The organism is Mycobacterium toneyamaense, assembly GCF_055384815.1.
Genome location: NZ_AP040333.1, coordinates 4,069,866 through 4,090,806 on the forward strand (window position 1 = coordinate 4,069,866; position 20,941 = coordinate 4,090,806).

The 20,941-nt window shown below is 64.1% G+C and carries 21 protein-coding genes; 17 read left to right on the forward strand and 4 right to left on the reverse strand.

The features are described 5' to 3' along the window. Positions 1–36: 36 nt before the first annotated feature. Entirely contained in the window at positions 37–1,275 is a 1,239-nt protein-coding gene (locus tag ACZ5IQ_RS19575; protein WP_212806410.1) for an HNH endonuclease, read from the reverse strand. 478 nt (positions 1,276–1,753) lie between these two features. Here ACZ5IQ_RS19575 and ACZ5IQ_RS19580 point away from each other — a divergent pair, with 478 nt between their 5' ends. From ACZ5IQ_RS19580 to ACZ5IQ_RS19595, 4 genes are all read left to right on the forward strand, one after another. Beyond that, positions 1,754–2,236 (forward strand): hypothetical protein, encoded by a 483-nt coding sequence (locus ACZ5IQ_RS19580; protein ID WP_406774191.1) that lies wholly within the window; start codon positions 1,754–1,756, stop codon positions 2,234–2,236. Further along, complete coding sequence (locus ACZ5IQ_RS19585; RefSeq protein WP_318984245.1) at positions 2,233–2,727, forward strand: polyketide cyclase; 495 nt, start codon at positions 2,233–2,235, stop codon at positions 2,725–2,727. Before ACZ5IQ_RS19580 ends, ACZ5IQ_RS19585 begins: the two co-directional genes overlap by 4 nt. Before the next feature lie 134 nt (positions 2,728–2,861). Further along, on the forward strand, positions 2,862–4,490 hold the full coding sequence (gene qcrB, locus ACZ5IQ_RS19590) for a cytochrome bc1 complex cytochrome b subunit (RefSeq protein ID WP_318984244.1): 1,629 nt from the start codon (positions 2,862–2,864) through the stop codon (positions 4,488–4,490). A 59-nt stretch (positions 4,491–4,549) separates the two neighbouring features. After that, positions 4,550–5,119, forward strand: a complete 570-nt coding sequence (locus tag ACZ5IQ_RS19595; RefSeq protein ID WP_212806414.1) for a nitroreductase family protein — start codon at positions 4,550–4,552, stop codon at positions 5,117–5,119. A gap of 34 nt (positions 5,120–5,153) precedes the next feature. Here the strand turns inward: ACZ5IQ_RS19595 and ACZ5IQ_RS19600 are convergent, their stop codons facing one another. Next, positions 5,154–5,723 carry a carboxymuconolactone decarboxylase family protein gene (locus ACZ5IQ_RS19600; protein ID WP_212806415.1) on the reverse strand — a complete coding sequence of 190 codons (570 nt, stop codon included), beginning with the start codon at positions 5,721–5,723 and terminating at the stop codon, positions 5,154–5,156. Between the two features lie 201 nt (positions 5,724–5,924). Between ACZ5IQ_RS19600 and pdxR the strand changes: the two genes are divergently transcribed. The 10 genes from pdxR to ACZ5IQ_RS19650 all read left to right on the forward strand — a co-directional run bounded on the left by pdxR (position 5,925) and on the right by ACZ5IQ_RS19650 (position 17,092). Beyond that, the gene (pdxR, locus tag ACZ5IQ_RS19605) at positions 5,925–7,214 is read left to right on the forward strand and encodes a MocR-like pyridoxine biosynthesis transcription factor PdxR (protein ID WP_464481488.1); all 1,290 of its coding nucleotides are present in this window, start codon (positions 5,925–5,927) and stop codon (positions 7,212–7,214) included. A gap of 66 nt (positions 7,215–7,280) precedes the next feature. After that, the gene (locus ACZ5IQ_RS19610) at positions 7,281–7,661 is read left to right on the forward strand and encodes a hypothetical protein (protein WP_212806416.1); all 381 of its coding nucleotides are present in this window, start codon (positions 7,281–7,283) and stop codon (positions 7,659–7,661) included. 303 nt (positions 7,662–7,964) lie between these two features. Next, complete coding sequence (locus tag ACZ5IQ_RS19615) at positions 7,965–8,735, forward strand: MlaE family ABC transporter permease (RefSeq protein WP_212806417.1); 771 nt, start codon at positions 7,965–7,967, stop codon at positions 8,733–8,735. Further along, a complete protein-coding gene (locus ACZ5IQ_RS19620; RefSeq protein ID WP_318984242.1) occupies positions 8,732–9,592 on the forward strand; it encodes an ABC transporter permease in 861 nt (286 codons plus the stop codon). The genes ACZ5IQ_RS19615 and ACZ5IQ_RS19620 overlap by 4 nt, the downstream gene beginning before the upstream one ends. Positions 9,593–9,603: 11 nt before the next feature. Beyond that, complete coding sequence (locus ACZ5IQ_RS19625; protein ID WP_406783810.1) at positions 9,604–10,791, forward strand: MCE family protein; 1,188 nt, start codon at positions 9,604–9,606, stop codon at positions 10,789–10,791. Continuing rightward, positions 10,788–11,819, forward strand: coding sequence for an MCE family protein (locus ACZ5IQ_RS19630; RefSeq protein ID WP_464480125.1), 1,032 nt, complete (start codon positions 10,788–10,790; stop codon positions 11,817–11,819). The genes ACZ5IQ_RS19625 and ACZ5IQ_RS19630 overlap by 4 nt, the downstream gene beginning before the upstream one ends. After that, positions 11,819–12,898, forward strand: a complete 1,080-nt coding sequence (locus ACZ5IQ_RS19635; protein WP_464480126.1) for an MCE family protein — start codon at positions 11,819–11,821, stop codon at positions 12,896–12,898. Before ACZ5IQ_RS19630 ends, ACZ5IQ_RS19635 begins: the two co-directional genes overlap by 1 nt. After that, entirely contained in the window at positions 12,898–14,352 is a 1,455-nt protein-coding gene (locus ACZ5IQ_RS19640) for an MCE family protein (RefSeq protein WP_464480127.1), read from the forward strand. Before ACZ5IQ_RS19635 ends, ACZ5IQ_RS19640 begins: the two co-directional genes overlap by 1 nt. Continuing rightward, positions 14,349–15,533 carry an MCE family protein gene (locus ACZ5IQ_RS19645; protein ID WP_464480128.1) on the forward strand — a complete coding sequence of 395 codons (1,185 nt, stop codon included), beginning with the start codon at positions 14,349–14,351 and terminating at the stop codon, positions 15,531–15,533. Before ACZ5IQ_RS19640 ends, ACZ5IQ_RS19645 begins: the two co-directional genes overlap by 4 nt. Continuing rightward, positions 15,533–17,092, forward strand: coding sequence for an MCE family protein (locus ACZ5IQ_RS19650; protein ID WP_212806424.1), 1,560 nt, complete (start codon positions 15,533–15,535; stop codon positions 17,090–17,092). The genes ACZ5IQ_RS19645 and ACZ5IQ_RS19650 overlap by 1 nt, the downstream gene beginning before the upstream one ends. Positions 17,093–17,152: 60 nt before the next feature. On the opposite strand, the gene ACZ5IQ_RS19655 is transcribed toward ACZ5IQ_RS19650, so the two are convergent. Beyond that, positions 17,153–17,629 (reverse strand): Rv2253/PknI dimerization domain-containing protein, encoded by a 477-nt coding sequence (locus ACZ5IQ_RS19655; protein WP_212814726.1) that lies wholly within the window; start codon positions 17,627–17,629, stop codon positions 17,153–17,155. Between the two features lie 269 nt (positions 17,630–17,898). Between ACZ5IQ_RS19655 and ACZ5IQ_RS19660 the strand changes: the two genes are divergently transcribed. The 3 genes from ACZ5IQ_RS19660 (at position 17,899) to ACZ5IQ_RS19670 (ending at position 20,393) form a co-directional block, all read left to right on the forward strand. Next, complete coding sequence (locus tag ACZ5IQ_RS19660) at positions 17,899–18,333, forward strand: hypothetical protein (protein WP_244872832.1); 435 nt, start codon at positions 17,899–17,901, stop codon at positions 18,331–18,333. A 155-nt stretch (positions 18,334–18,488) separates the two neighbouring features. Continuing rightward, positions 18,489–18,830 carry a hypothetical protein gene (locus ACZ5IQ_RS19665; RefSeq protein WP_464480129.1) on the forward strand — a complete coding sequence of 114 codons (342 nt, stop codon included), beginning with the start codon at positions 18,489–18,491 and terminating at the stop codon, positions 18,828–18,830. Positions 18,831–19,079: 249 nt separating this feature from the next. Further along, the gene (locus ACZ5IQ_RS19670; RefSeq protein ID WP_052536990.1) at positions 19,080–20,393 is read left to right on the forward strand and encodes an IS256 family transposase; all 1,314 of its coding nucleotides are present in this window, start codon (positions 19,080–19,082) and stop codon (positions 20,391–20,393) included. Here the strand turns inward: ACZ5IQ_RS19670 and ACZ5IQ_RS19675 are convergent. Continuing rightward, a complete protein-coding gene (locus ACZ5IQ_RS19675) occupies positions 20,370–20,924 on the reverse strand; it encodes a hypothetical protein (protein ID WP_464480130.1) in 555 nt (184 codons plus the stop codon). The genes ACZ5IQ_RS19670 and ACZ5IQ_RS19675 overlap by 24 nt on opposite strands. Between the last annotated feature and the right edge of the window lie 17 nt (positions 20,925–20,941).

The window sequence follows — 20,941 nt, forward strand, 5'->3', positions numbered from 1 at the left end:
ACTGTTGAGTTGTCAAGGTGCGCAATGCTTTAGGTGTTAGGCGGCTGTGTCGAGGCGCATGGTGCGGCGGTTGTGGGCGGGGATGGGTTTTCGGTGTGGGTCGACGGCCGCGGGTGGGATGAGCCAGGGGTGTTTGTCCAGTCCCATGACGACGTCCCAGCCGTCGTGGTGGACGTTGGCGTGGCAGGCCGGGCACAGCAGGCACCCGTTGGCTAGTGATGTCTGACCGTGGTGGGTCCAGTGGATGATGTGGTGGGCGTGGGTGCGTCCGGGTGGGGCGCCGCATTTGATGCAGCACTGATCCCGCAAATACAGCGCTTTGCGCAGGTGCGCCGGGAACAAACGTTTCTCCCGCCCCATATCGAGGGGTACGTGTTCGCCGTCGACGATCATGGTGGTGACGGTGGTGTCGCAGCAGATTCGTTCCAGGGTCATGGTGCTGATCGACCCGATGAATTCCAACGCCGCCAGGTCCGGGGCGTCGGCGGGCACGGTCACCAGTAGCTGCGTGCGCGGCGCGTAAGCGGTGTCGCCGCCGCGGGCGGCGATGTCCAGCACCGCTTCCAGCGCGTCGGCCCGCCGCCGGCCCGCCGTGCGGGTGTCGGGGCTGCCGTCGGGTTCGGGCCGCGGCGCCGATCCTTGTTCGATCGCCGCGATGTACTTGGCCCCGACTTCGGCGTCCAGGTCCGCCCGGATCTGGACCCGCCCGTCGCTGGTGACGCGGTGGTCGGCGGTGTTGACCGACCGGTCCTCGGCCGCCGGCAGGCCACCTTCGGCGGCCGCATGCCGGTTGCCCAACCGGCGGGCGCGGGCCCCGATGTCTGCGGGGGTGGCGCCGGAGAAGAACTGCCCCAACAGATCGGTCACCTGCCCGAACCGGGTCTCCTCGTCTACCTCACCGGGTGCGCGGGCTCGGATGTGGTTGATGCCTTTGACGATCGCATCGACATGCTCCCCGGAGATCGCCCCATCAGCGGCATGCGCCGCGAGCGTGGGCAACGCCGACAAGGCTGCCGATACCCGGATAAAGCGCTCGGCCACCGATGGCGCACACCCCAACGCCATCAACAACTCCCGCGGCGTCCGGCCCTGCGCGGCCGCCACCCCGCAGCGGTCCAACACCCCGGTCAGCATCGCTGCCAGATGATCGGCCATATTGCGCAGTTTCATCACGCACGTCATGGCCGCCACTGCGTCGTCCCGGGACATGTCGTCGGGGACGGCCACGTCGCGGAGGCGCTCGAGAAGAGCGTTGAGATCCGGTGTGATTCCCATGCCCAATTGTATCGAACGTATGTTCGAACCGCAAGGACTTTTTGGGCCTACATCAGGACACCGGTGACAGTGCGGCTGATCGTGGTGAAGCCCATCGGGTGACCTGATGCGTCCCGTGGGGAGCTCGGCATTCTGCGACGAGTACGACAATGCCGAAAGTCGTTCTACACCTTGCGTAAAGGAGCGATGGACGACGCGGTTTTGATCGTCAACAGCCGGCAACGCGATCATCACCGTCCCAAAACCACAGAACTGCCACCAAGATCCTGGTACATCGCGTTCCGAATTTTGCAATGCCGCAAGACGTTGCCGACTCAAAGCGTCTACACACCGGACCACACGCGGCGGTCGCCGCCGTCTCGCCGTCCCGACGCTCGTTGAACTTGCCATGAGAGCGCGGTGCCCACCCGAGTGGTACCCGGTTCCGCCACGAAACTGGCCCCTGACAAGCGGCCAATGAGTACCTAGCCTCGTAGTCATGGCGACGGAGTTGGCAGTTGGGCATGCGCGCCAGGTGAGCCTGGCAAGCGCCGCTCTGCCCCCAAGCCTCCGGCAGGCTGACTACCTCGACGTCTTCGAAGTCACCGTCGCTGAATCTGACGCGCGTACGCCCGAAACGCTGGCACGGCAGGCGCTCGAACAATCCAGTCCAGCCCTCCGCGAGGGAATCCGGTTCGCCCACAAGGCGTTACTGCGATTCCGGCTCGGGCCGGCGGACTCACCGCAGCATATCCTCGGCTGGCGCATCGCGGTGTCGACTCCCGATGCGGTTCACCTGGAGGCCGAATCGCCGCTGATGGACGGAACTCTGATCCTCCGGCGAGTCGATGCCTCGACAGGCCAACTCATCACCGCACTGCACTACAAACAGCAGCGGCCTGCGGCGGTGATCTGGCGGGCCATCGGCCCCATCCATCGCACGGCCGCTCCATACCTGATGAACAAGGTGGTCATCCGATGATCGGTGACCGCTGGGGCGTCACCGACGCCGAAACCATGGCGCGATACGACTGCGACAGCTACGTCGCCAGCCCATCGCTCGAGGCGTGGCGCGGAGTCACCGTCAACACCCTACCAGATCGGTTGTGGCCGTGGGTTGTTCAAGTGCGCCTGGCACCGTACTCCTACGACTGGATCGACAATCTGGGCCGGGAGTCACCGCGCAAGCTGCACAACCTGAACGATCCCCGGCCCGGTGATCCGTTCACCGCCAGTGCCGGCCGGCCATTGGGCAAGGTGCTCTCGGTGGACCACCAAGCGCAGTTGACGGCGCAGATCATGGGCGCTCACATGTCCTATCGGCTCACCCCGCTAGACGACCACAGAACTCGATTGGTACTGAAAGTGACTGCGCCACAGTCGTGGCGGCTCGCCGCTCCCCTACTCAGTGTGGGGGATCTCGTGATGGCCCGACGGCAGCTACTCAACTTCAAGCAGCTCGCCGAGAAGTAGCGCCTCCAACTTTGTGATGCACGTCACATTGTGGACCTGTCACAAAACGGGCTCCAGATGCATCTCAGAGGTAAGGCGTTCATCAAAGGAGGCAGGACATGAAGGCCGGTACGGTCACGCGAACTCCACGACACATGCCAGCGTCGAATCGCGCCGCCGCCCAGGGGACTGCGATCGACTCGCGGTACCACCCGTCCGCGGCGGTGCGTCGGCAACTGAACAAGGTCTTCCCGACGCACTGGTCCTTCCTGCTCGGTGAGATCGCCATGTACAGCTTTGTGGTCCTGCTGCTCACCGGCGTTTACCTGACGCTGTTCTTCGACCCGTCGATGGCTGAAGTCACGTACAACGGCGTCTACCAGCCGCTGCGCGGTGTGCAGATGTCGCGCGCTTACGAGTCCGCACTCGACATCAGCTTCGAGGTCCGCGGCGGCCTTCTGGTGCGTCAGATTCACCACTGGGCCGCGCTGATGTTCGCCGCGTCGATCATGGTGCACATGGCGCGGGTGTTCTTCACCGGTGCGTTCCGTCGGCCACGGGAAGCCAGCTGGGTGACGGGTGCGCTGCTGCTGATCCTGGCCATGTTCGAGGGCTACTTCGGCTACTCGCTGCCCGACGACCTGCTCTCGGGTATCGGTCTGCGCGCCGCGCTGTCCTCGATCACCCTGGGCATTCCGGTCATCGGCACCTGGATGCACTGGGCCCTCTTCGGCGGGGACTTCCCCGGCCAGACCATCATCCCACGGATGTACGCGCTCCACGTATTGATCATTCCCGCAATCATTTTGGGCCTTGTGGCCACGCACCTGATCTTGTTGTGGTTCGGCAAGCACACCCAGTTCCCCGGCCCCGGCCGCACCGAGAAGAACGTCGTCGGCGTCCGCGTCATGCCGGTCTTCGCCTTCAAATCCGGCGCGTTCTTCGCCATGGTCACCGGAGTTCTCGGCATCATGGGTGGTCTGCTGCAGATCAACCCGATCTGGGAACTGGGCCCCTACAAGCCCTCGCAGGTGTCCGCCGGTAGCCAGCCCGACTTCTACATGATGTGGACCGAAGGCCTTGCCCGTATCTGGCCGGCCTGGGAGTTCTACCCCTTCGGCCACACCATCCCCGCTGTGGTCGCGGTGGCGTTGATCATGGGTCTGGTCTTCACGTTGCTCATCGCTTATCCCTTTATCGAGGCCAGGGTTACGGGTGATCATGCGCACCACAACCTGCTGCAGCGTCCGCGTGACGTGCCGGTCCGCACCGCCATCGGTGCCATGGCCATCGCGTTCTACATGGTGCTCACTCTGGCCGCGATGAACGACATCATCGCGCTCAAGTTCGACATCTCCCTGAACGCCACCACCTGGATCGGCCGCATCGGCATGGTCGTCCTGCCCGCAGTGGTCTACTACCTGACCTACCGCTGGTGCGTCGGCCTGCAGCGCAGCGACCGCGCCGTCCTCGAGCACGGCATCGAGACCGGCATCATCAAGCGACTGCCGCACGGCGCCTACGTGGAGCTGCACCAGCCCCTGGGACCGGTCGACGACCACGGCCACCCCATCCCGCTGGAATACCAGGGTGCCGCACTGCCCAAGCGCATGAACAAGCTCGGCTCCGCCGGCTCGCCCGGCACCGGCAGCTTCCTGTTCGCCGACTCCGCCGTCGAACAAGCCGCCCTCGCCGACGCCAAACACGCCGCCGAGCACAAGGCACTCACCGCCCTCAAGGAATACCAGGACGAAATCTCGCCCAACGGCTCGCGCGGGCACTAATAGTTTGAGACACGCCCACATTGGTTGTGAAACAAGGTGTTTCCGCTCATGATGCTGGTGTGACCGAGTGTGAGAATGGCGCGGCCGACGGAGTTCATCCTCTATTGGTGGAGCGGTTCAGCCCGGTGTCGTTCGACCGGGACGCGACCCTGAGTGACGCAGAGGTCGACGTTCTGCTCGACGCCGCCCGTCTCACACCATCGGCGGGCAACTCCCAGCCGTGGATGTTCATCGTGGGGCGCCGTGACGACCCCGTCCACTCTCGGATCGTGAATCACCTGGCACCCAGCTCAGCGCGCTGGGCGCCCGATGCCGCACTGCTGATCGTGAACCTGGCTCACGTCCTCGTCGAAGACACGGACTGGGAGTTCTCCGAATTCGCGCGATACGACCTCGGACAGGCGGTGGCCCACATGACGATTCAAGGGCTGGTCATGGGACTCGGTGCACATCAGTTCCGCGCGTTCGATCGTGACGGTGTCGCGCGCGAGTTCGGCGTCCCGGCCGCATGGGAGGTGACGTCGATGACTGCCCTAGGGCGGGCTGGGCGGCCGTCGGACGAAAAGACCGGCCCTTCCCCGAGTCGCGCTCGACTGTCACGACGCGAAATCACCTGGGCCAGAGTGTGATGGGCTCAGCCCCGCCCGTTTGGCAGCCAGCGCATCACGCGACGGAATCGTTTGTGCCAGTTCGCGCCTCGGGCTGCGGGATCAGGCACACCGTTCCACCCGCCGTGTCCATCGGCCGAATGCCCAGACCCTGGTTGAGCCGACCACGCTGGTTCTCCCAGGCGATTTCGGCAGCGATTTCCATCAACTGAGCCTTACTGAGGTGCGTGAGCAGCTCCTCACGCAAGCCTTCGGAGATGATCGCGGGCGTACGGGACATCTCTTCGGCGAATTGAATGCACAGCTTTTCGAGGTGAGTGAACTCATCACTGTCCCGGTAGTTCACCAAGGCGATCAGTTTCTGCTCCGAGAACCCCTCACTCCGGCCGAGGGTATCGGAGATGTCGATGCAGAATTCACAGTGCGTCAACATCGCGGCTTTGATTCCCGCGAGCAGCTTCAGTTCGGTCGGCGCCCGGCCGCTGAACAACAGCGCCATTTCGTAGAGCCCGTTCGCTGCTGCGATGAGCGGGCGCCGGATCAGCCAACCCGGGAGGTCCCAACGGTTTTGGCGGGACTTGGCCAGGACCACGAGGTGTACCCAGATGCGCTTCAGGATTCTCACGATGCTTTCTCCTCGATTCCCTCGCCACCGGACGGCGCCTGCGGTATAGCCTCATGCTAGGTCGCTATTGGACGCAGGTTAGGAACCAATATTTCGATTGAATCGGGTACCACTTCAGGTCCGGAGCTGCTCATCGAGCTGGACCGGACCAGTGGTGCCGGCGCGCTGCATCGCCAGCTGGCCGATGGCCTGCGGGACGCGATCCGGACGGGACGGCTCACGCCGAAAACCCGTCTGCCTTCCAGTCGCGTGCTCGCCGCAGACCTCCAGGTGTCGCGACGCCTCGTCGTCGACGCGTACAGCCAACTCGTCGCAGAGGGGTTCCTGCAGAGTCAACAAGGTTCTGGCACAACGGTTGCCGCAGTCGACACGGCCACTGGGGAATCGCAACCGTCACGCCCGGACCGTCGAACATTCGACATAGACTTCGCACCCGGAGTGCCCGACCTGTCGAGCTTCCCCCGGCACAGTTGGTTGCGCGCGCTGCGTCAGGGGCTGTCGTCCATCGAATCTCAGTCGCTCGGATACGTTTCATCGAAGGGCCTACCCGACGCCCGCACCGCGGTGTCGGACTACCTACGACGCACCCGCGGGGTACGGGCCGATCCGCAGCGTGTCGTGTTGTGTTCGGGAGCGACGCAGGCCGTCGCATTACTCGCGCATGTGGTGGGAGATCGCGCGGTTGCGATGGAGAATCCCGGATTCTGGTTGCACCGCATGGTTTTCCGTCACCACGGCATCGAGCCGTTGCCCGTTCCGGTCGACGACGACGGACTCGACGTCGCCGCGCTCGCCAACACCGCGGCATCGGCGGTGCTGACAACCCCGGCCCACCAGTCTCCGACCGGTGTCGTCCTGTCACCCGCCCGTCGCACAGCGCTGCTCGAATGGGCCCGCGCGGGCAATATTGTCATCGAGGACGACTACGACGCCGAATACCGTTACGACCGCGCACCCGTCGGTGCGCTGCATGCCCTGGCCCCCGACCGCGTCGTCTACCTCGGCTCGGTGAGCAAAACACTGGCCCCCGGCTTGCGGCTCGGTTGGATGGTCCTACCGCCGGACCTTGTCGGTCCTGTGGTGTCGGCGAAAAGTCTTGCCGACACCGGTAGTTCGGTCATGGATCAACTCGCGTTCGCAACACTGCTCCGTTCCGGCGACTACGACCGGCACCTGCGGCTCATGCGCCGGCGCTATCTTGCCCGACGCAACGCACTACTGGCAGCGCTCGGTCGGTACCTCCCCGAGGCGAAGGTGCTCGGCGCCGCCGCCGGCGTCCATCTCACAGTGCGCCTGCCCACCGACTGCGACGTCGACGACATCGTCCGCGAGGCCGCGAGCCGGCGGGTACGTATCGATCCGCTGTCCTGGTGCTATACCGAACCCGACTGTGCGCCACCGGGATTGATTCTCGGCTACGCCAACCTGACGGAGTCGCAGATCGACACCGGCGTGCGGAGCATTGCGGCCGCAGTTGCTCGCGCGACGTAAGTGGTACCCGGTACCACCGCCAAAGTGGCGCCTGACACTGGGCCATTGCGCGCCTAATCTCGAGCAATGACGACGCGAACACCGTTGCGGATCGTGCTGGTGACCTGCGCGATCCTCGGCCTGATAACGCTGATCCTCGGCATCTGGGCGTTCGTCGCACCGATGTCGTTCTTCGAGGTGCTCGCACCGTTCGAGCCCTACAACCGCCACCTTCTGCATGACGCCGGCGTCCTGCAGATCGGTGTCGGAGTCGCGATGCTGCTGGCCGCGGCGCAGCGGTCACCCGTGGAGGTGGCGCTCGGCGGCTTCATCGCGTTCGAAGCGCTCCACGTCGTCTCGCACGTGATCGACCGGGATCTCGGTGGCCGGCCGGCATTCGACATCACGGCTCTCACGATCCTCACGCTTGCCGGCGTCGCCGCGTTGGTCATCGGTCGACGTAACTAGCGCGGCACTCGCTGTCTCGCAATCGATTTGCCGCCGACTCCACCGAGGGAGTCGCCACTCCCAATGTGCCTGGCCCCTTGTGGCGTACCGACGGCCGCATCCGCTGAGCGGGAATTCGGCAGCTCACACCGCCGACCTCTGGGCCGAGAGTTGATCCACTCCGAACGCAGCAGCCCATTCCCGAAATCCCGGTAGGAGGGAATCGCGATGGCGGGGCCCGAAGCGCGGCTGCCAATCTTCCTCGGTGGGACGTGTCCCGGGTCACATTGACCCGCAGGTCCCGGTAGAGAAACGGAGTACGTCATGCCGCAGCGATCGTTCGCCGGTCCGTTGCAAGCGGTCGGCGGGTTGTTCGCCATGACGGCCGACGCCGCCAAATTCGCGTTCCAGAGGCCGGTCCAGTGGCGCGAATTCCTCGACCAGTCATGGTTTGTCGCGCGCGTGTCGCTGGCACCCACACTTCTCGTCGCAATCCCGTTCACCGTATTGGTGTCGTTCACTCTGAACATCTTGCTCCGCGAACTGGGTGCCGCCGATCTCTCCGGAGCCGGTGCCGCGTTCGGCGCTGTCACACAGGTCGGTCCCATGGTGACGGTCCTGATCGTGGCCGGCGCCGGCGCGACCGCCATGTGCGCCGATCTCGGATCGCGCACCATCCGGGAAGAGATCGACGCCATGGAAGTGCTCGGGATCAATCCCGTGCAGCGGCTGGTGACCCCGCGCATGCTGGCCTCGGGACTCGTCGCACTGCTCCTCAACAGTCTTGTGGTCATCATCGGCATCCTCGGCGGATACCTGTTCTCGGTATTCGTGCAGGACGTCAACCCCGGTGCCTTCGCCGCCGGCATCACTCTGCTCACCGGTGTTCCCGAAGTCGTCATCTCCTGCATCAAGGCGACGCTGTTCGGCCTCATCGCCGGCGTAGTGGCCTGTTACCGCGGACTCACCATCTCCGGTGGTGGCGCCAAAGCGGTGGGCAACGCCGTCAACGAGACCGTCGTGTACGCGTTCATGTCGCTGTTCGTGGTCAATGTGGTGGTCACCGCCATCGGCATCCAGATGACCACACGATGACCCGCAGCACAGCGCCGCTTCGGTCCACGTACCCGCGGCTGACACGCGCCGTTCAGACGCCCGTGAAGATCACCTCCGGCATCGGCGATCACATCTTGTTCTACGGTCGTGCGATTGCCGCGGTGCCCTACGCCGCCGCGCACTACCGACGCGAAGTGATCCGGCTCATGGCTGAAATCAGCATGGGCGCAGGCACGTTGGCGATGATCGGCGGCACCGTCGTCATTGTCGGATTTCTCACTCTCGCCACGGGCGGCGTCCTGGCGATCCAGGGGTACAGCTCGCTGGGCAACATCGGCATCGAAGCGCTGACCGGATTCCTGGCGGCGTTCATCAACGTCCGAATCTCGGCACCCATCGTCGCGGGGATCGGCCTGGCGGCCACCTTCGGCGCCGGCGTCACCGCCCAGTTGGGCGCGATGCGGATCAACGAAGAGATCGACGCACTCGAGTCCATGGGCATCCGATCTGTCGAGTACCTTGTCAGCACCCGTATCGCTGCGGGAATGCTCGCGATCACACCGCTGTACGCCATCGCGGTGATCCTGTCCTTCGTCGCAAGCCAATTCACCACCGTGGTGCTACTCGGACAGTCCGGCGGCCTGTACAACCACTACTTCGACACGTTCCTCAACCCGATCGACCTGCTCTGGTCGTTCCTGGAAGCGGTCTTGATGGCGCTCGCAATCCTGCTGTTGCACACCTACTACGGCTTCTTCGCCAGCGGCGGCCCGGCCGGGGTGGGTGTGGCAGTCGGCAATGCCGTCCGCACTTCGCTGATCGTCGTCGTCTCCATCACGCTGCTCATCTCACTGGCCATCTACGGGTCCAACGGCAACTTCAATCTCTCTGGCTAAGTAGGCATCGAATGTCACGTGACTCAGTACGTTTGCTCACCGGCTGTGCTGCAATGGGGCTGGCCGCTGCCCTCGTCGTCGGTGCCGTTGTGTTGTTCCGCGGCGGTGCAACGTCCACGGCATCCGTCACAGTGCTCTCACCACGCGTGGGTCTGATCATGAATCCCGATGCCAAGGTGAAACTCCATGGCGCGCAGGTAGGCAAGGTGGCCGCCATCGAGAATCGGCCGGACGGCAGCGCCGCGATTCGTCTGGCGATGAATCCGGACTACCTCCAACTGATTCCGGCGAATACCCGGGTGCAGATCGTGTCCAGCACGGTGTTCGGCGCCAAGTACGTCGATCTCGTGCCGCCGGCCGAACCATCTGCCCAGTCGCTGCACGCGGGACAGGTTCTCGACGCCGGCCACGTCACCGTCGAGATCAACACGGTCTTCGAGCACTTGGTGGATGTGCTGTCCCAGGTCCAACCCGAGAAACTCAACGAAGCACTCGGCGCCATGGCCCAAGCGCTGGGCGGCCGCGGCGACAAACTCGGTCAGACCCTGGTCGATTTCGACGCCATGCTCGCCAAGATCGATCCGAGCCTTCCGGCAATGAGCCAGGAAATCGCCACTGCTCCAAAGGTACTCAGTGCCTATGCCGACGCCGGCCCCGATCTGATGGACGCCGCACGCAACGCATCTCAGCTCAGCGACACCATCGTCGAGCGCCAGCAGGACCTCGACTCGGTACTGCTGAGCGCCATCGGATTGGCAGACATCGGCAATGACGTAGTCGGTACCAACAGCAACGCGATCGTCGACGCCATGCACCTATTGGTACCCACGACCAACCTGACCAATCAGTACAACCAAGCACTCACCTGCGCGCTCAAGGGCATGGAGCCGCTCGCGATGGGACCGCCGCAACCGTTGCCCGGGATCATGCTGCTGGACTCGTTCCTGCTGGGCACCGAACGCTACCGCTATCCGGGCAACCTGCCGAAGGTCGCCGCGTCGGGCGGTCCGCAATGCATGGGCCTGCCCAACGTGGGCTTCGGGGAGCGGCCACCGTTCGTGGTCACCGACATCGACGCCAACCCCGCACAGTACGGAAATCAAGGGATCCTGTTGAACTCTGATGCCCTCAAGCAAGCTCTGTTCGGCCCGCTCGACGGACCACCGCGCAACACTGCTCAGACAGGGCAACCCGGATGACGCGTCACAACTCGACCGCTCTGAAGTTCGGCGCCTTCGGCATCACGATGCTCCTGGTGACCGCAGCGCTTTTCGCAATCCTCGGGCAATACCGAACCGGCTCGACAAACACCTACTCGGCAGTGTTCACCGACGCCTCCAGCCTGAAAACCGGTGACTCCGTGCGAGTCGCGGGCATCCGGGTCGGCACGGTCGACAGCATCGCGTTGCGACCTGACAACACCGTGGTCGTAGGTTTCGACGCCGACCGCGACGTCGTGCTGACCACCGGCACCAAAGTCGTTGTGCGTTACCTCGATCTGGTGGGCAACCGGTACCTGGAGCTCGTGGACAACCCGGGGTCGACCAAAATCCAACAGGCCGGCACGCAGATTCCGGCCGACCGCACGGAGCCCGCGTTGGACCTCGACCTGCTCCTGGGCGGCCTCAAACCCGTCATCCAAGGGCTCAATGCCCAGAACGTCAACGCGCTGACCAATTCGCTGATCCAGATTCTGCAGGGCCAAGGCGGGACCATGGAATCGCTGATGGCTCAAACGACTTCATTCACGACGGCACTGGCCGACAACGGCCAGACGGTTCAACAATTGATCGACAATCTGAACACTGTCGTTGCGACAGTCGCCAAGGACGGCGACAAATTCTCCGGCGCCGTAACCCGCCTGCAACAGCTGATCACCGGCCTGTCCCAGGAACGTGACCCGATCGGCGATGCCATCACCGCTCTGGACAACGGAACAGGTTCCCTGGCCGAACTGATGACACAGGCCCGGCCGCCTCTCACAGGAACGGTCAACCAGCTCAATCGAATGGCCACATTGCTGGACAACGACAAAGACAAGGCCCGCATGGATCTCGCGCTGCAGAAGGCGCCCGCCAACTACCGGAAATTGGTTCGCCTCGGCGCCTACGGCAGCTTCATCAACCAGTACCTGTGCGGCATGAACGTTCGCGTGACGGATCTGCAAGGCCGCACCGCGTACTTCCCCTGGATCATGCAGAACACCGGACGCTGCGGGGAGCCCTGATGCTGAAATACCGCGGATCGCAACTGATGCGCACCGGACTCATCGGTTTGGTGCTGGTCATTCTCGTCATCGCTGTCGGCCTTCAACCGCAGAAACTGTGGTCGTGGGCCACGTCGATCAGGTACCACGCGGTGTTCGCCGACGCCGGTGGGCTGTCGCCGGGAAACGACGTCAAGGTCTCCGGCGTCACCAAGGGCACCGTAAGCGCCGTCACCCTCAGTCGCGGAAACGCCCTGGTGACGTTCACTCTCGATGGCACGGTCACGCTGGGCACACAGACCACCGCCCACATCAGAACAGCAACCGTCCTCGGCGCCCGGATGATGACTCTGGAACCCGCCGGAACCGGCAGCCTGCACGCCGCCGACACCATCCCCCTTGCCCGCACCGGGTCTCCGTACTCACTGACCGACGCCGTCAGCGACTTCACCTCCAACACCGCCGAGACCGACACCGCAACACTCACCCACTCGCTGGACACGCTGTCGGAAACCATCGACCGGATGGCCCCACAACTGGGACCGACGTTCGACGGGCTCACGCGCCTGTCACGAACGCTCAACAGCCGCAACGAATCCCTGGCCGCGCTGCTCAAGAACGCGGCCGACGTAACCGGCATTCTGTCGCAGCGCAGCGCGCAGGTGAACACCCTGCTGCTCGATGCCAACGCGCTCACCGGAGTGCTCAACCAGCGACGGCACGCGATCGTCGATCTGCTGGCCAACACGTCGGCGCTTTCTCAGCAGCTGTCGGGACTTGTGCACGACAACGAAAAGGTCCTCGCGCCCACGCTGCAGAAAGTCAACTCCGTCAGCGCGATTCTGGAGAAGAACCGCGACAACATCGCCAAGGCCCTCGCCGGACTGGCCAAATATCAAGTCACGCAGGGCGAATCAGTCAACAACGGCTGGTACTACAACGCCTTCGTCGGCAACCTCATCCCCTCACAGACCATTCAACCGTTCCTCGACTACGCCTTCGGGTTCCGTCGCGGCACCAACGCCGGCCAGCCGCCTGACAACGCCGGCCCACGCGCCGAATTCCCCTGGCCCCACAACGGAATTCCGGGAGGCCACTGATGATCACCCGTCATCGCAAACCCTTGACACGTGTCGCCGCGGCCCTACTGGTGGTGCTGGCGCTCGCCGGCGCCGTGCTGCTGGTGCGGCAGACCGTTTTCCGTCCCACCACCATCACCGCGTACTTCACCTCCGCCACCGCGATTTACCCAGGCGACGAAGTCCGCGTCGCCGGCGTCAAAGTGGGAACGATCACCAGCATCGAACCTGCCGGCAGCCAAGCCCGGCTCACGCTCTCGATCGATCATGGCGTACCGATCCGGGCAGACGCGAAAGCCATCATCATGGCGCAGAACCTGGTGGCCGCCCGCTACGTGCAGTTGGCGCCCGCGTACGAAGATGCCGGCCCGACAATGGCCGATGGTGCGCGGATCGGCGTTGAGCGGACCGCGGTGCCGGTGGAATGGGACCAGGTCAAAGACCAGCTCATGCGGCTGGCCACCGATTTGGGTCCGGTCAGCGGATCCGCTGCCACCTCGCTGAGCCGTTTCATCGACAGTGCCGCGACCGCGATGGATGGCAACGGCGAGAAACTGCACCAAGCGATCAGCCAACTCTCGGGGATCGGACGCATATTGGCGCACGGCAGCGGCAACATTGTCGAGATCATCAAGAATCTGCAGACCTTCGTCACCGCGCTGCGCGACAGCAACACCCAGATCGTCGAGTTCCAGAACCGCCTCGCGAGTGTCACGAGCGTCGTCGACGGCGCGCGTTCCGATCTCGATGCCGCCCTGACGAACCTGGCTTCCGCCGTCGGCGAGGTGCGGCGCTTCGTCGCGGGTACCCGCGATCAGACCGTCGAACAGTTGCAGCGGTTGACGAACGTCACCCAGAACCTCGTCGACAACAAACTCAAGCTGGAAAATGTGCTGCATGTGGCGCCCAACGCCATCGCCAACGGCTACAACATCTACAACCCCGACAGTGGTACGGCCGTCGGCGCTTTCGCGATGTCGAACTTCGCCGATCCCGTGTCGGTGGTCTGCTCAGCGATTGCGGCAGTCAAGAATGCCACGGCAGCCGAATCGTCGAAGTTGTGCGCGCAGTATCTCGGCCCAGCACTGTCGCTGATCAACTTCAATTACCTACCACTGCCGACGAATGTCTATCTCCGCAAGGCACCGAGTCCGGAGAATCTGGTTTACACCGATCCCAAACTCGCCCCCGGCGGAAGCGGTTCCCGCGCCGAGTCCCCAACCGAGCCCCCGGCGGTGTCGGCCTACACCGGTACCAACGACGTCACCCCTCCCGCCGGGTGGGGCGCGCCGCCGGGCCCCCCAGGGGCGTACGCGCCCAACGGATTACCGGCCGATCCCGCGCCCGCATTGTTCCCCGGCGCGCCGGTCCCCCAACCAGCCGCCGCGTCATCGCCACAAGCACCCACAGTCCGGGACCTGCTCCTTCCCGCAGAAGCCGCTCCCGCGGCGCCGAACCCAGGAGGCACCCCGTGATGAAGCGACGGTCCCTGGCCCGCCTCACGGCGCTATCGGCCTGCTCCCTGCTGTCGATAACCGGTTGCGCGTTCCACGGATTGAACTCGTTGCCGTTGCCGGGCACGGTGGGACGCGGGTCCGACGCCACGATCTATCACGTCGAACTCGCCAATGTCGGTACCCTGGAGGCGAATTCGCCGGTCATGATCGGCGACGTCATCGTGGGCAGCGTATCGAAAATGTCGGTGCGCAACATGCGCGCCGACGTCGAGGTGTCGGTCAAACCTGGCACCGTGGTCCCCGCGAATGCGGTAGCGACCGTTGGGCAGACCAGTCTGCTCGGGTCCATGCACCTGGCGCTGGATCCGCCGCCGGGGAAGGCGCCCTCCGGACAACTGTCCCCAGGCACCACCCTGCCGCTGAACCGGACGTCGACATACCCGTCGACGGAACAGACGTTGTCGTCGCTATCGGTCCTCGTCAACGGCGGCGGACTCGGCCGGGTCGGTGAGCTGGTCACCGAGACCAACAACGCATTGAACGGCAGGCAGGACCAGGTCCGCGACCTGCTCACGCGCCTCAACAATGTGGTCGGCATCTTCGCCGATCAGCGAGACGACATCAATGCCTCCATCACCGCGCTCACTCGCCTGGCAGGAACCATGGCCGGCCAGAGCGATGTGATCACCCAAGCCCTGCAACGAATCCCGCCCGCGCTGGATGTGCTGATCAAAGAGCAGCCCCGTATCACAACAGCTCTGGAGAAGTTCGGCGTGTTCAGCAATACAGCCACCAAACTGATCAAAGCCACCCAAGACGACTTGGTGACCAACCTGCGCAACCTGGAACCGACCCTCCGCGCCCTGGCCGACGTCGGACCGAATCTGGGCACTGTGCTGGCGTTTGCGCCAACGTTTCCCTACCCGCAGAACTTCATCGACCGCGGCATTCGCGGTGACTACCTCAACGAATTCATCACCTTCGATTTCACGATCCCCCGGCTCAAGCGAGGATTGCTGCTGGGCACCCGCTGGGGACAGGAAGGAGCCCCTTTGGTTCCCGCTCCCGGCGACCCCTGGTACGCCAACTACACCAAGGACCCGCTGGGCACGTTGCTGACCGCGCCGCCGAAAGCTGTTGCGACGCTGCCGGCGCCGGCACTCGCCGCCCCGACAAATCCGAACGGCGGCAGCAACTGATGCTCACCCGCTTCGTACGCATTCAGCTCGGCCTCTTCGCGGCCGCCTCGATCATCGGTATGGCAGTGATGCTGGTCGTCTACCTGCAGGCACCCACCCTGTTGGGGCTCGGGCGCATGACGGTCAGCCTGCAACTGCCGGCCACCGGTGGCCTGTACCGGTTCTCGAATGTCACCTACCGCGGCGTGCAGGTCGGCAAGGTGACCGATGTCCGGCCCACCCGTGACGGTGCCGTCGCCACCCTATCGCTCGACAATGCGTCGAAGATTCCCGCGGACCTGCACGCTGCGGTACTGAGCGTGTCCGCCGTCGGCGAGCAATATGTCGACCTGCAACCCCATAACGACGCCGGCCCCTACCTGCACGACGGATCGGTCATTCCGGCGTCGAAAACATCGATTCCCCAAGCTGTCGGACCGATGCTCGATCAAGCCAGTGCGCTCATCGACAGCATCCCGAAAGACAAGATCAGCCCGCTGCTCGACGAAACATTCAAGGCGTTCAACGGCTCTGGTTACGACGCCGGATCCCTCTTGGATTCCTCGTCGAAATTGATCGCCGACGCCAACAGCGTCAGCGATCAGTCTCGAGCGCTCATCGATGACAGCAGGCCCTTGCTCGACGGCCAAGCTCAATCGGTCGATGCCATCCGGACCTGGGCCCACAGCGTCGCCGGACTCAGCCGGCAACTCGTCCAGAACGACCCCCAAGTCAGGACGCTTCTCAAAGACGGGCCGGACGCCGCGGACGAGGGCTCCCGCCTGTTCAACCAGGTAAAGCCCACTCTGCCGCTGCTTTTGTCCAACCTGACAACCCTCGGGCAGGTGGCTGTGACCTACCACCCGTCGCTCGAACAACTGTTGGTGCTGCTGCCACCGACAGTGTCGTCCACCCAGTCTTACGGTGCACCCAAGAACAATCCGACGGGCATGGCTTTGGGCGATTTCACCCTGAACATCGGCGATCCGCCGGCCTGCACCGTCGGCTTCCTCCCGCCGTCGTCCTGGCGCTCACCGGAAGACACCAGTGATGTCGACACCCCCGACGGGCTCTACTGCAAGCTGCCGCAGGATTCGCCGATCGGTGTACGCGGGGCGCGGAACTACCCATGTATGGGCAACCCCGGAAAGCGCGCTCCCACAGTCGAAATCTGCGATAGCGACAAGCCTTATCAGCCCCTGGCGATGCGCCAGCATGCTCTCGGCCCGTATCCGATCGACCCCAACCTGCTCGCTCAGGGGATCCCGCCGGATTCTCGGGTCGATCATGACAGCACGATCTACGGACCACTCGACGGAACGCCGAGGCCGACAACGGGTCAACCGCCGGCCGGCGAGGCCGCACCGGACACTCCCCCGCCGCCGCCGGATGGTGCCGCGCCCACGCCGGTGGCTCCGAGCGCCTTCATTCCCGAGACTTCGAAGGGCCCGTCGGTCGCCATCGCCACGTATGACCCAGCCACCGGACGCTACGCGGGTCCGGATGGAAAGGTCTACCGCCAGAAGGATCTGGCTCCGCGGAGCGGAGAACGGACGTGGCGGGACCTGTTCACCGCCTGATTGAACAACGTTGGGCCGGCACGTTCTCAGGGCGGGCCGGCCCCGCAGTGGGTACCTGGGTCAGGCGGTCTTGACCAGCTTGAAGGGCATCGTGATGAAGAGGACCCTGCTACTTCCGCACGAGCCGCTGACTCCGGTGGTGGAGTCCTCGCCCATCAGTGTCGACGATGTCGGGTCCGCGCCGGCCCCATCTGAGGTAGCCGGGTAGAACCTGAAAACCTGAAGTCCCGGCCCTGCAGTGCCATCTGCACATGGCTGCCAGTTGTCGACCGTCTTCTTGACGTACCAGACGCCGCTTTTCATGTAGATCGGCGCGTTCCATCCCCAGTCGCTCGCGACGGTGCCTGCGCATTCGGTCGGATAACTGCACTCGGTCTTGATCGTCCAGGTGCTGCGGATACTCGCCTCGTCGTGATAGATGTCGTTGGTCTTGGCCCACTCACCATTGGACGTTGCGACATAGGTGCCATTGAGACCCCAGTCGTTCGAGGCGTCGGCGATGCCACAATCCCACCCCGTCAACAGCCCGACAGTCACCGCCGTCGCAGCGATCGATGTCGTTGATATCTGCAAGGCCTGCTCCTTTGCGGCGAACCCCTTTGCCGCCCGTCGGTGGACACCAGACGGCGCGAGTCCGACCACTTCGGCTCATCGAAAGATGCTGCCGCACAATCGGTACAGCTACTACTGTCCAACTTTCCGCATTGGGCGACAGCCAAAATCCCGCCAGGCGGTCATCGCACCCTGCGTGGGTCGATGGTGTGTCACCGTTGACTACGGATCTACCGCCATGGAGGAAGTCTGCGATGCGAATCGATCGAGCACCACGCCGAGCAGCGGCGGGCGCCGTATTCGTGATCGCCTTCGGTACCGCGACAGCACATTCCGCTTCCGCAGACAGCGACTCGACGCCGCACCGCGTGACGTACACCGTCACGGCCGATCTGGCCACCAACGCGGGCATCTACTACCGCGATGTCCAACCGCCCACGTGGGCCGAATACAGCCACAACCCTTATGAATTCAGCCCGAGAGACGACGTACATCTCGAACCCGGAAAGCCCTGGGTTCACGAAGCCACCCTGGACGACCCCGACCAGTGGGCGATGGTCACGGTCACCACAGCCGGTCAGCCATCACAGCCCGGCCAGACGCTGCGCTGCACACTCACCGTCGATGGGCAGGTCGTCAACCGATCGAACGGCGCCAGCGGTGCGCTGTGCTCACTACGAAATTGGTGACTCATCGAGCACCAGGCGGCCGTCAACCGCTGGGCGGGAACCCCCCTTCACCATTCGGAACTCGACCGGATTAGCGTCGAAAACATCATGGCCAGAACGGGAATGGCACCAACGGGCACTAGTACCCACGATCAGCAGCGAACCGGAGGTGGATCATGCGGTTACTCAGCCGCGCTGATACCGCGACGCAGGTGAACGCCACAGACACCGCCGCGGAAGACGGCCGGGCACAGCCTGTCGACCCGGGGCTGATCAACCAGGCGGAGGCCGAAGCACTCGCCGCAGAAGAGCTGGCCGCAGCAGCGCGCGCACGAGCCGATGAACTTCGCGCGCGGGCAGCCGAATCGGATCCCGCTGATGCCGAAACCGGTACACCGCAGGAGTCGTCGACGGGGCGATGGCGGCGGTTGCGCCGCCCAAAGTTGAAGACGGTATTGGCCACTGTCGCCGTCCTGGCCACCGGGAGCGACCTGACCGGCTCCGCCAAGATCAAGTGATCAAAGGTGAGCAGCTATCTCGGTGAGCCACGGATGACGCGGGTTTTCCAAAAGCAGCGACTGAGCCAGCCATGTGCGGCTTGGTTCATCGAGCAGTGGCAAGCAGCGCTGGAAGGAGCAATGATCAGAACCTGTGGATGAGCCTCGGCGAGGCGGCGTAGGAAAGGGCGCACCTTCCCGAGGATGATCTGAATGTCGAAGGTCTGATCAAGAGCCGGCGTTGGCGCGCTGGTTCGGGAAGGTACGCCCATGCTCACGGTAGTTCACGATGCGGATTCATCCAACGAGGATGCTGGCTCGTCGCGGTCGTTGCTCGATGAGATTGTCCGCGACGGTGCCCGCCAGATGCTGGCCGCAGCGTTGCGGGCTGAGGTCGCCGCCTACATCGAGGCTCATGCCGGTGAGCTTGATGAGAACGGGCACCGGCTGGTGGTGCGCAATGGCTATCACCGCGAGCGCGAGGTGCTCACCGCGGCGGGCGCGGTGAGTGTGACCGCGCCGCGGGTCAATGACAAACGTGTTGACCCGGACACTGGTGAGCGGCAACGGTTTTCCTCGGCGATCCTGCCGGCGTGGGTGCGCAAGTCGCCGCAGATGACCGAGGTGTTGCCGTTGCTGTATCTGCATGGCTTGTCGACCAGTGATTTCGGTCCGGCGTTGGAGCAGTTCCTGGGCTCGGGTGCCGGCTTGTCGGCCACGACGATCACCCGACTCACCACGCAGTGGCAGGACGAGGCCAAGGCCTTCGAGGCCCGTGATCTGTCGGGCACCGACTACGTCTACCTGTGGGTCGACGGCATCCATCTCAAGGTGCGCCTGGAGCAGGAGAAGCTCTGTTTGCTGGTGATGATCGGTGTGCGCGCTGACGGCCGCAAGGAGCTGGTCGCGCTCACCGACGGGTACCGGGAGTCGGCCGAGTCGTGGGCTGATCTGTTGCGGTCGTGCCGACGTCGCGGGATGACCGCACCGGTGCTGGCCGTCGGCGATGGGGCCCTGGGGTTCTGGAAGGCCGTGCGTGAGGTGTTCCCGGCCACCGGCGAGCAGCGGTGCTGGTTTCACAAGCAGGCCAATGTTCTTGCCTGCCTGCCAAAGTCGGCTCATCCGGGGGCGATCGCGGCGATGCGGGAGATCTACAACGCCGAGGATATCGACCACGCGCAGGTGGCGATCAAGGCGTTCGAGGTGGACTACGGCGCCAAGTACCCCAAGGCGGTCGCCAAGATCGTCGATGACGCCGATGTGCTGCTGGAGTTCTATAAGTACCCGGCCGAGCACTGGGTCCATCTGCGCACTACCAACCCGATCGAATCAACGTTTGCCACGGTACGTTTGAGGACCAAGGTGACCAAGGGGCCGGGTTCACGCGTCGCCGGAATGGCCATGGCTTACAAGCTGATCGACGCCGCGCAAGCCCGCTGGCGAGCCGTCAACGCACCGCACCTGGTCGCTCTGGTCCGGGCCGGCGCGATCTTCCACAAAGGCAAACTGCTCGAGCGACCCACCGACATCACCCCGTCGGCGGACTCGGCACCGACCGAATCAACTGGAACGGAGGTCGCCTGAAACAAGCCGATCCACAGGTATTGACAATTCCTCGCGCTGGAAGTCAATGGTGTCCTTATCTCGGACCTGCTTGGCCTTGTGCAGAAGTTGAATCTCCGGGCGCAAGTAGGTGATTTCATCGTGGTACCAGAGGCAATCGCCCAGAGAGCGTGTCAGGTTTGGATTGCGCTTGTACCGCCACATCTGCCCGTCAACGTTGTTGAGCTGGATGTCGTATTCCCATGGATCGGCTCCGCTGGCCCGCAACCAGAGGTTGCCGCACTGAGTCGACACATTTGAGGGCCGATGAAGAAGGGGTGTGAGGCTCCCCGCTGCCGCCCACACGTCTAACGAGGCACTGGCAAACTCAATGAAGCCGTCAACCTCGGCGCGAGGAATACCGATGTCGAGATCATCGTGCGCCCTGGGGGCCCTAACGAACGCTTCGATCGCCCAGCCGCCGGCAATCCACCACCGGCCCGCGTAACCGTTCAGGAATTTGGCCGCGTCACGCGGCGTGCGGCCTTTCCACGGACCATAAAGCCGCACCACCTCGGCAGCGCCGACAC

Excerpts from the sequence above, each read along its gene's own strand:
- ACZ5IQ_RS19650 (WP_212806424.1), top strand. The coding sequence starts at position 15,533 with ATGCTCACCCGCTTCGTACGCATTCAGCTCGGCCTCTTCGCGGCCGCC.
- ACZ5IQ_RS19640 (WP_464480127.1), top strand. The coding sequence starts at position 12,898 with ATGATCACCCGTCATCGCAAACCCTTGACACGTGTCGCCGCGGCCCTA.
- ACZ5IQ_RS19665 (WP_464480129.1), top strand. The coding sequence starts at position 18,489 with ATGCGGTTACTCAGCCGCGCTGATACCGCGACGCAGGTGAACGCCACA.
- ACZ5IQ_RS19615 (WP_212806417.1), top strand. The coding sequence starts at position 7,965 with ATGCCGCAGCGATCGTTCGCCGGTCCGTTGCAAGCGGTCGGCGGGTTG.
- ACZ5IQ_RS19630 (WP_464480125.1), top strand. The coding sequence starts at position 10,788 with ATGACGCGTCACAACTCGACCGCTCTGAAGTTCGGCGCCTTCGGCATC.
- ACZ5IQ_RS19670 (WP_052536990.1), top strand. The coding sequence starts at position 19,080 with ATGCTCACGGTAGTTCACGATGCGGATTCATCCAACGAGGATGCTGGC.
- ACZ5IQ_RS19580 (WP_406774191.1), top strand. The coding sequence starts at position 1,754 with ATGGCGACGGAGTTGGCAGTTGGGCATGCGCGCCAGGTGAGCCTGGCA.
- ACZ5IQ_RS19635 (WP_464480126.1), top strand. The coding sequence starts at position 11,819 with ATGCTGAAATACCGCGGATCGCAACTGATGCGCACCGGACTCATCGGT.
- ACZ5IQ_RS19585 (WP_318984245.1), top strand. The coding sequence starts at position 2,233 with ATGATCGGTGACCGCTGGGGCGTCACCGACGCCGAAACCATGGCGCGA.
- ACZ5IQ_RS19610 (WP_212806416.1), top strand. The coding sequence starts at position 7,281 with ATGACGACGCGAACACCGTTGCGGATCGTGCTGGTGACCTGCGCGATC.
- ACZ5IQ_RS19625 (WP_406783810.1), top strand. The coding sequence starts at position 9,604 with ATGTCACGTGACTCAGTACGTTTGCTCACCGGCTGTGCTGCAATGGGG.
- qcrB (WP_318984244.1), top strand. The coding sequence starts at position 2,862 with ATGCCAGCGTCGAATCGCGCCGCCGCCCAGGGGACTGCGATCGACTCG.
- ACZ5IQ_RS19660 (WP_244872832.1), top strand. The coding sequence starts at position 17,899 with ATGCGAATCGATCGAGCACCACGCCGAGCAGCGGCGGGCGCCGTATTC.
- ACZ5IQ_RS19575 (WP_212806410.1), bottom strand. The coding sequence starts at position 1,275 with ATGGGAATCACACCGGATCTCAACGCTCTTCTCGAGCGCCTCCGCGAC.
- ACZ5IQ_RS19620 (WP_318984242.1), top strand. The coding sequence starts at position 8,732 with ATGACCCGCAGCACAGCGCCGCTTCGGTCCACGTACCCGCGGCTGACA.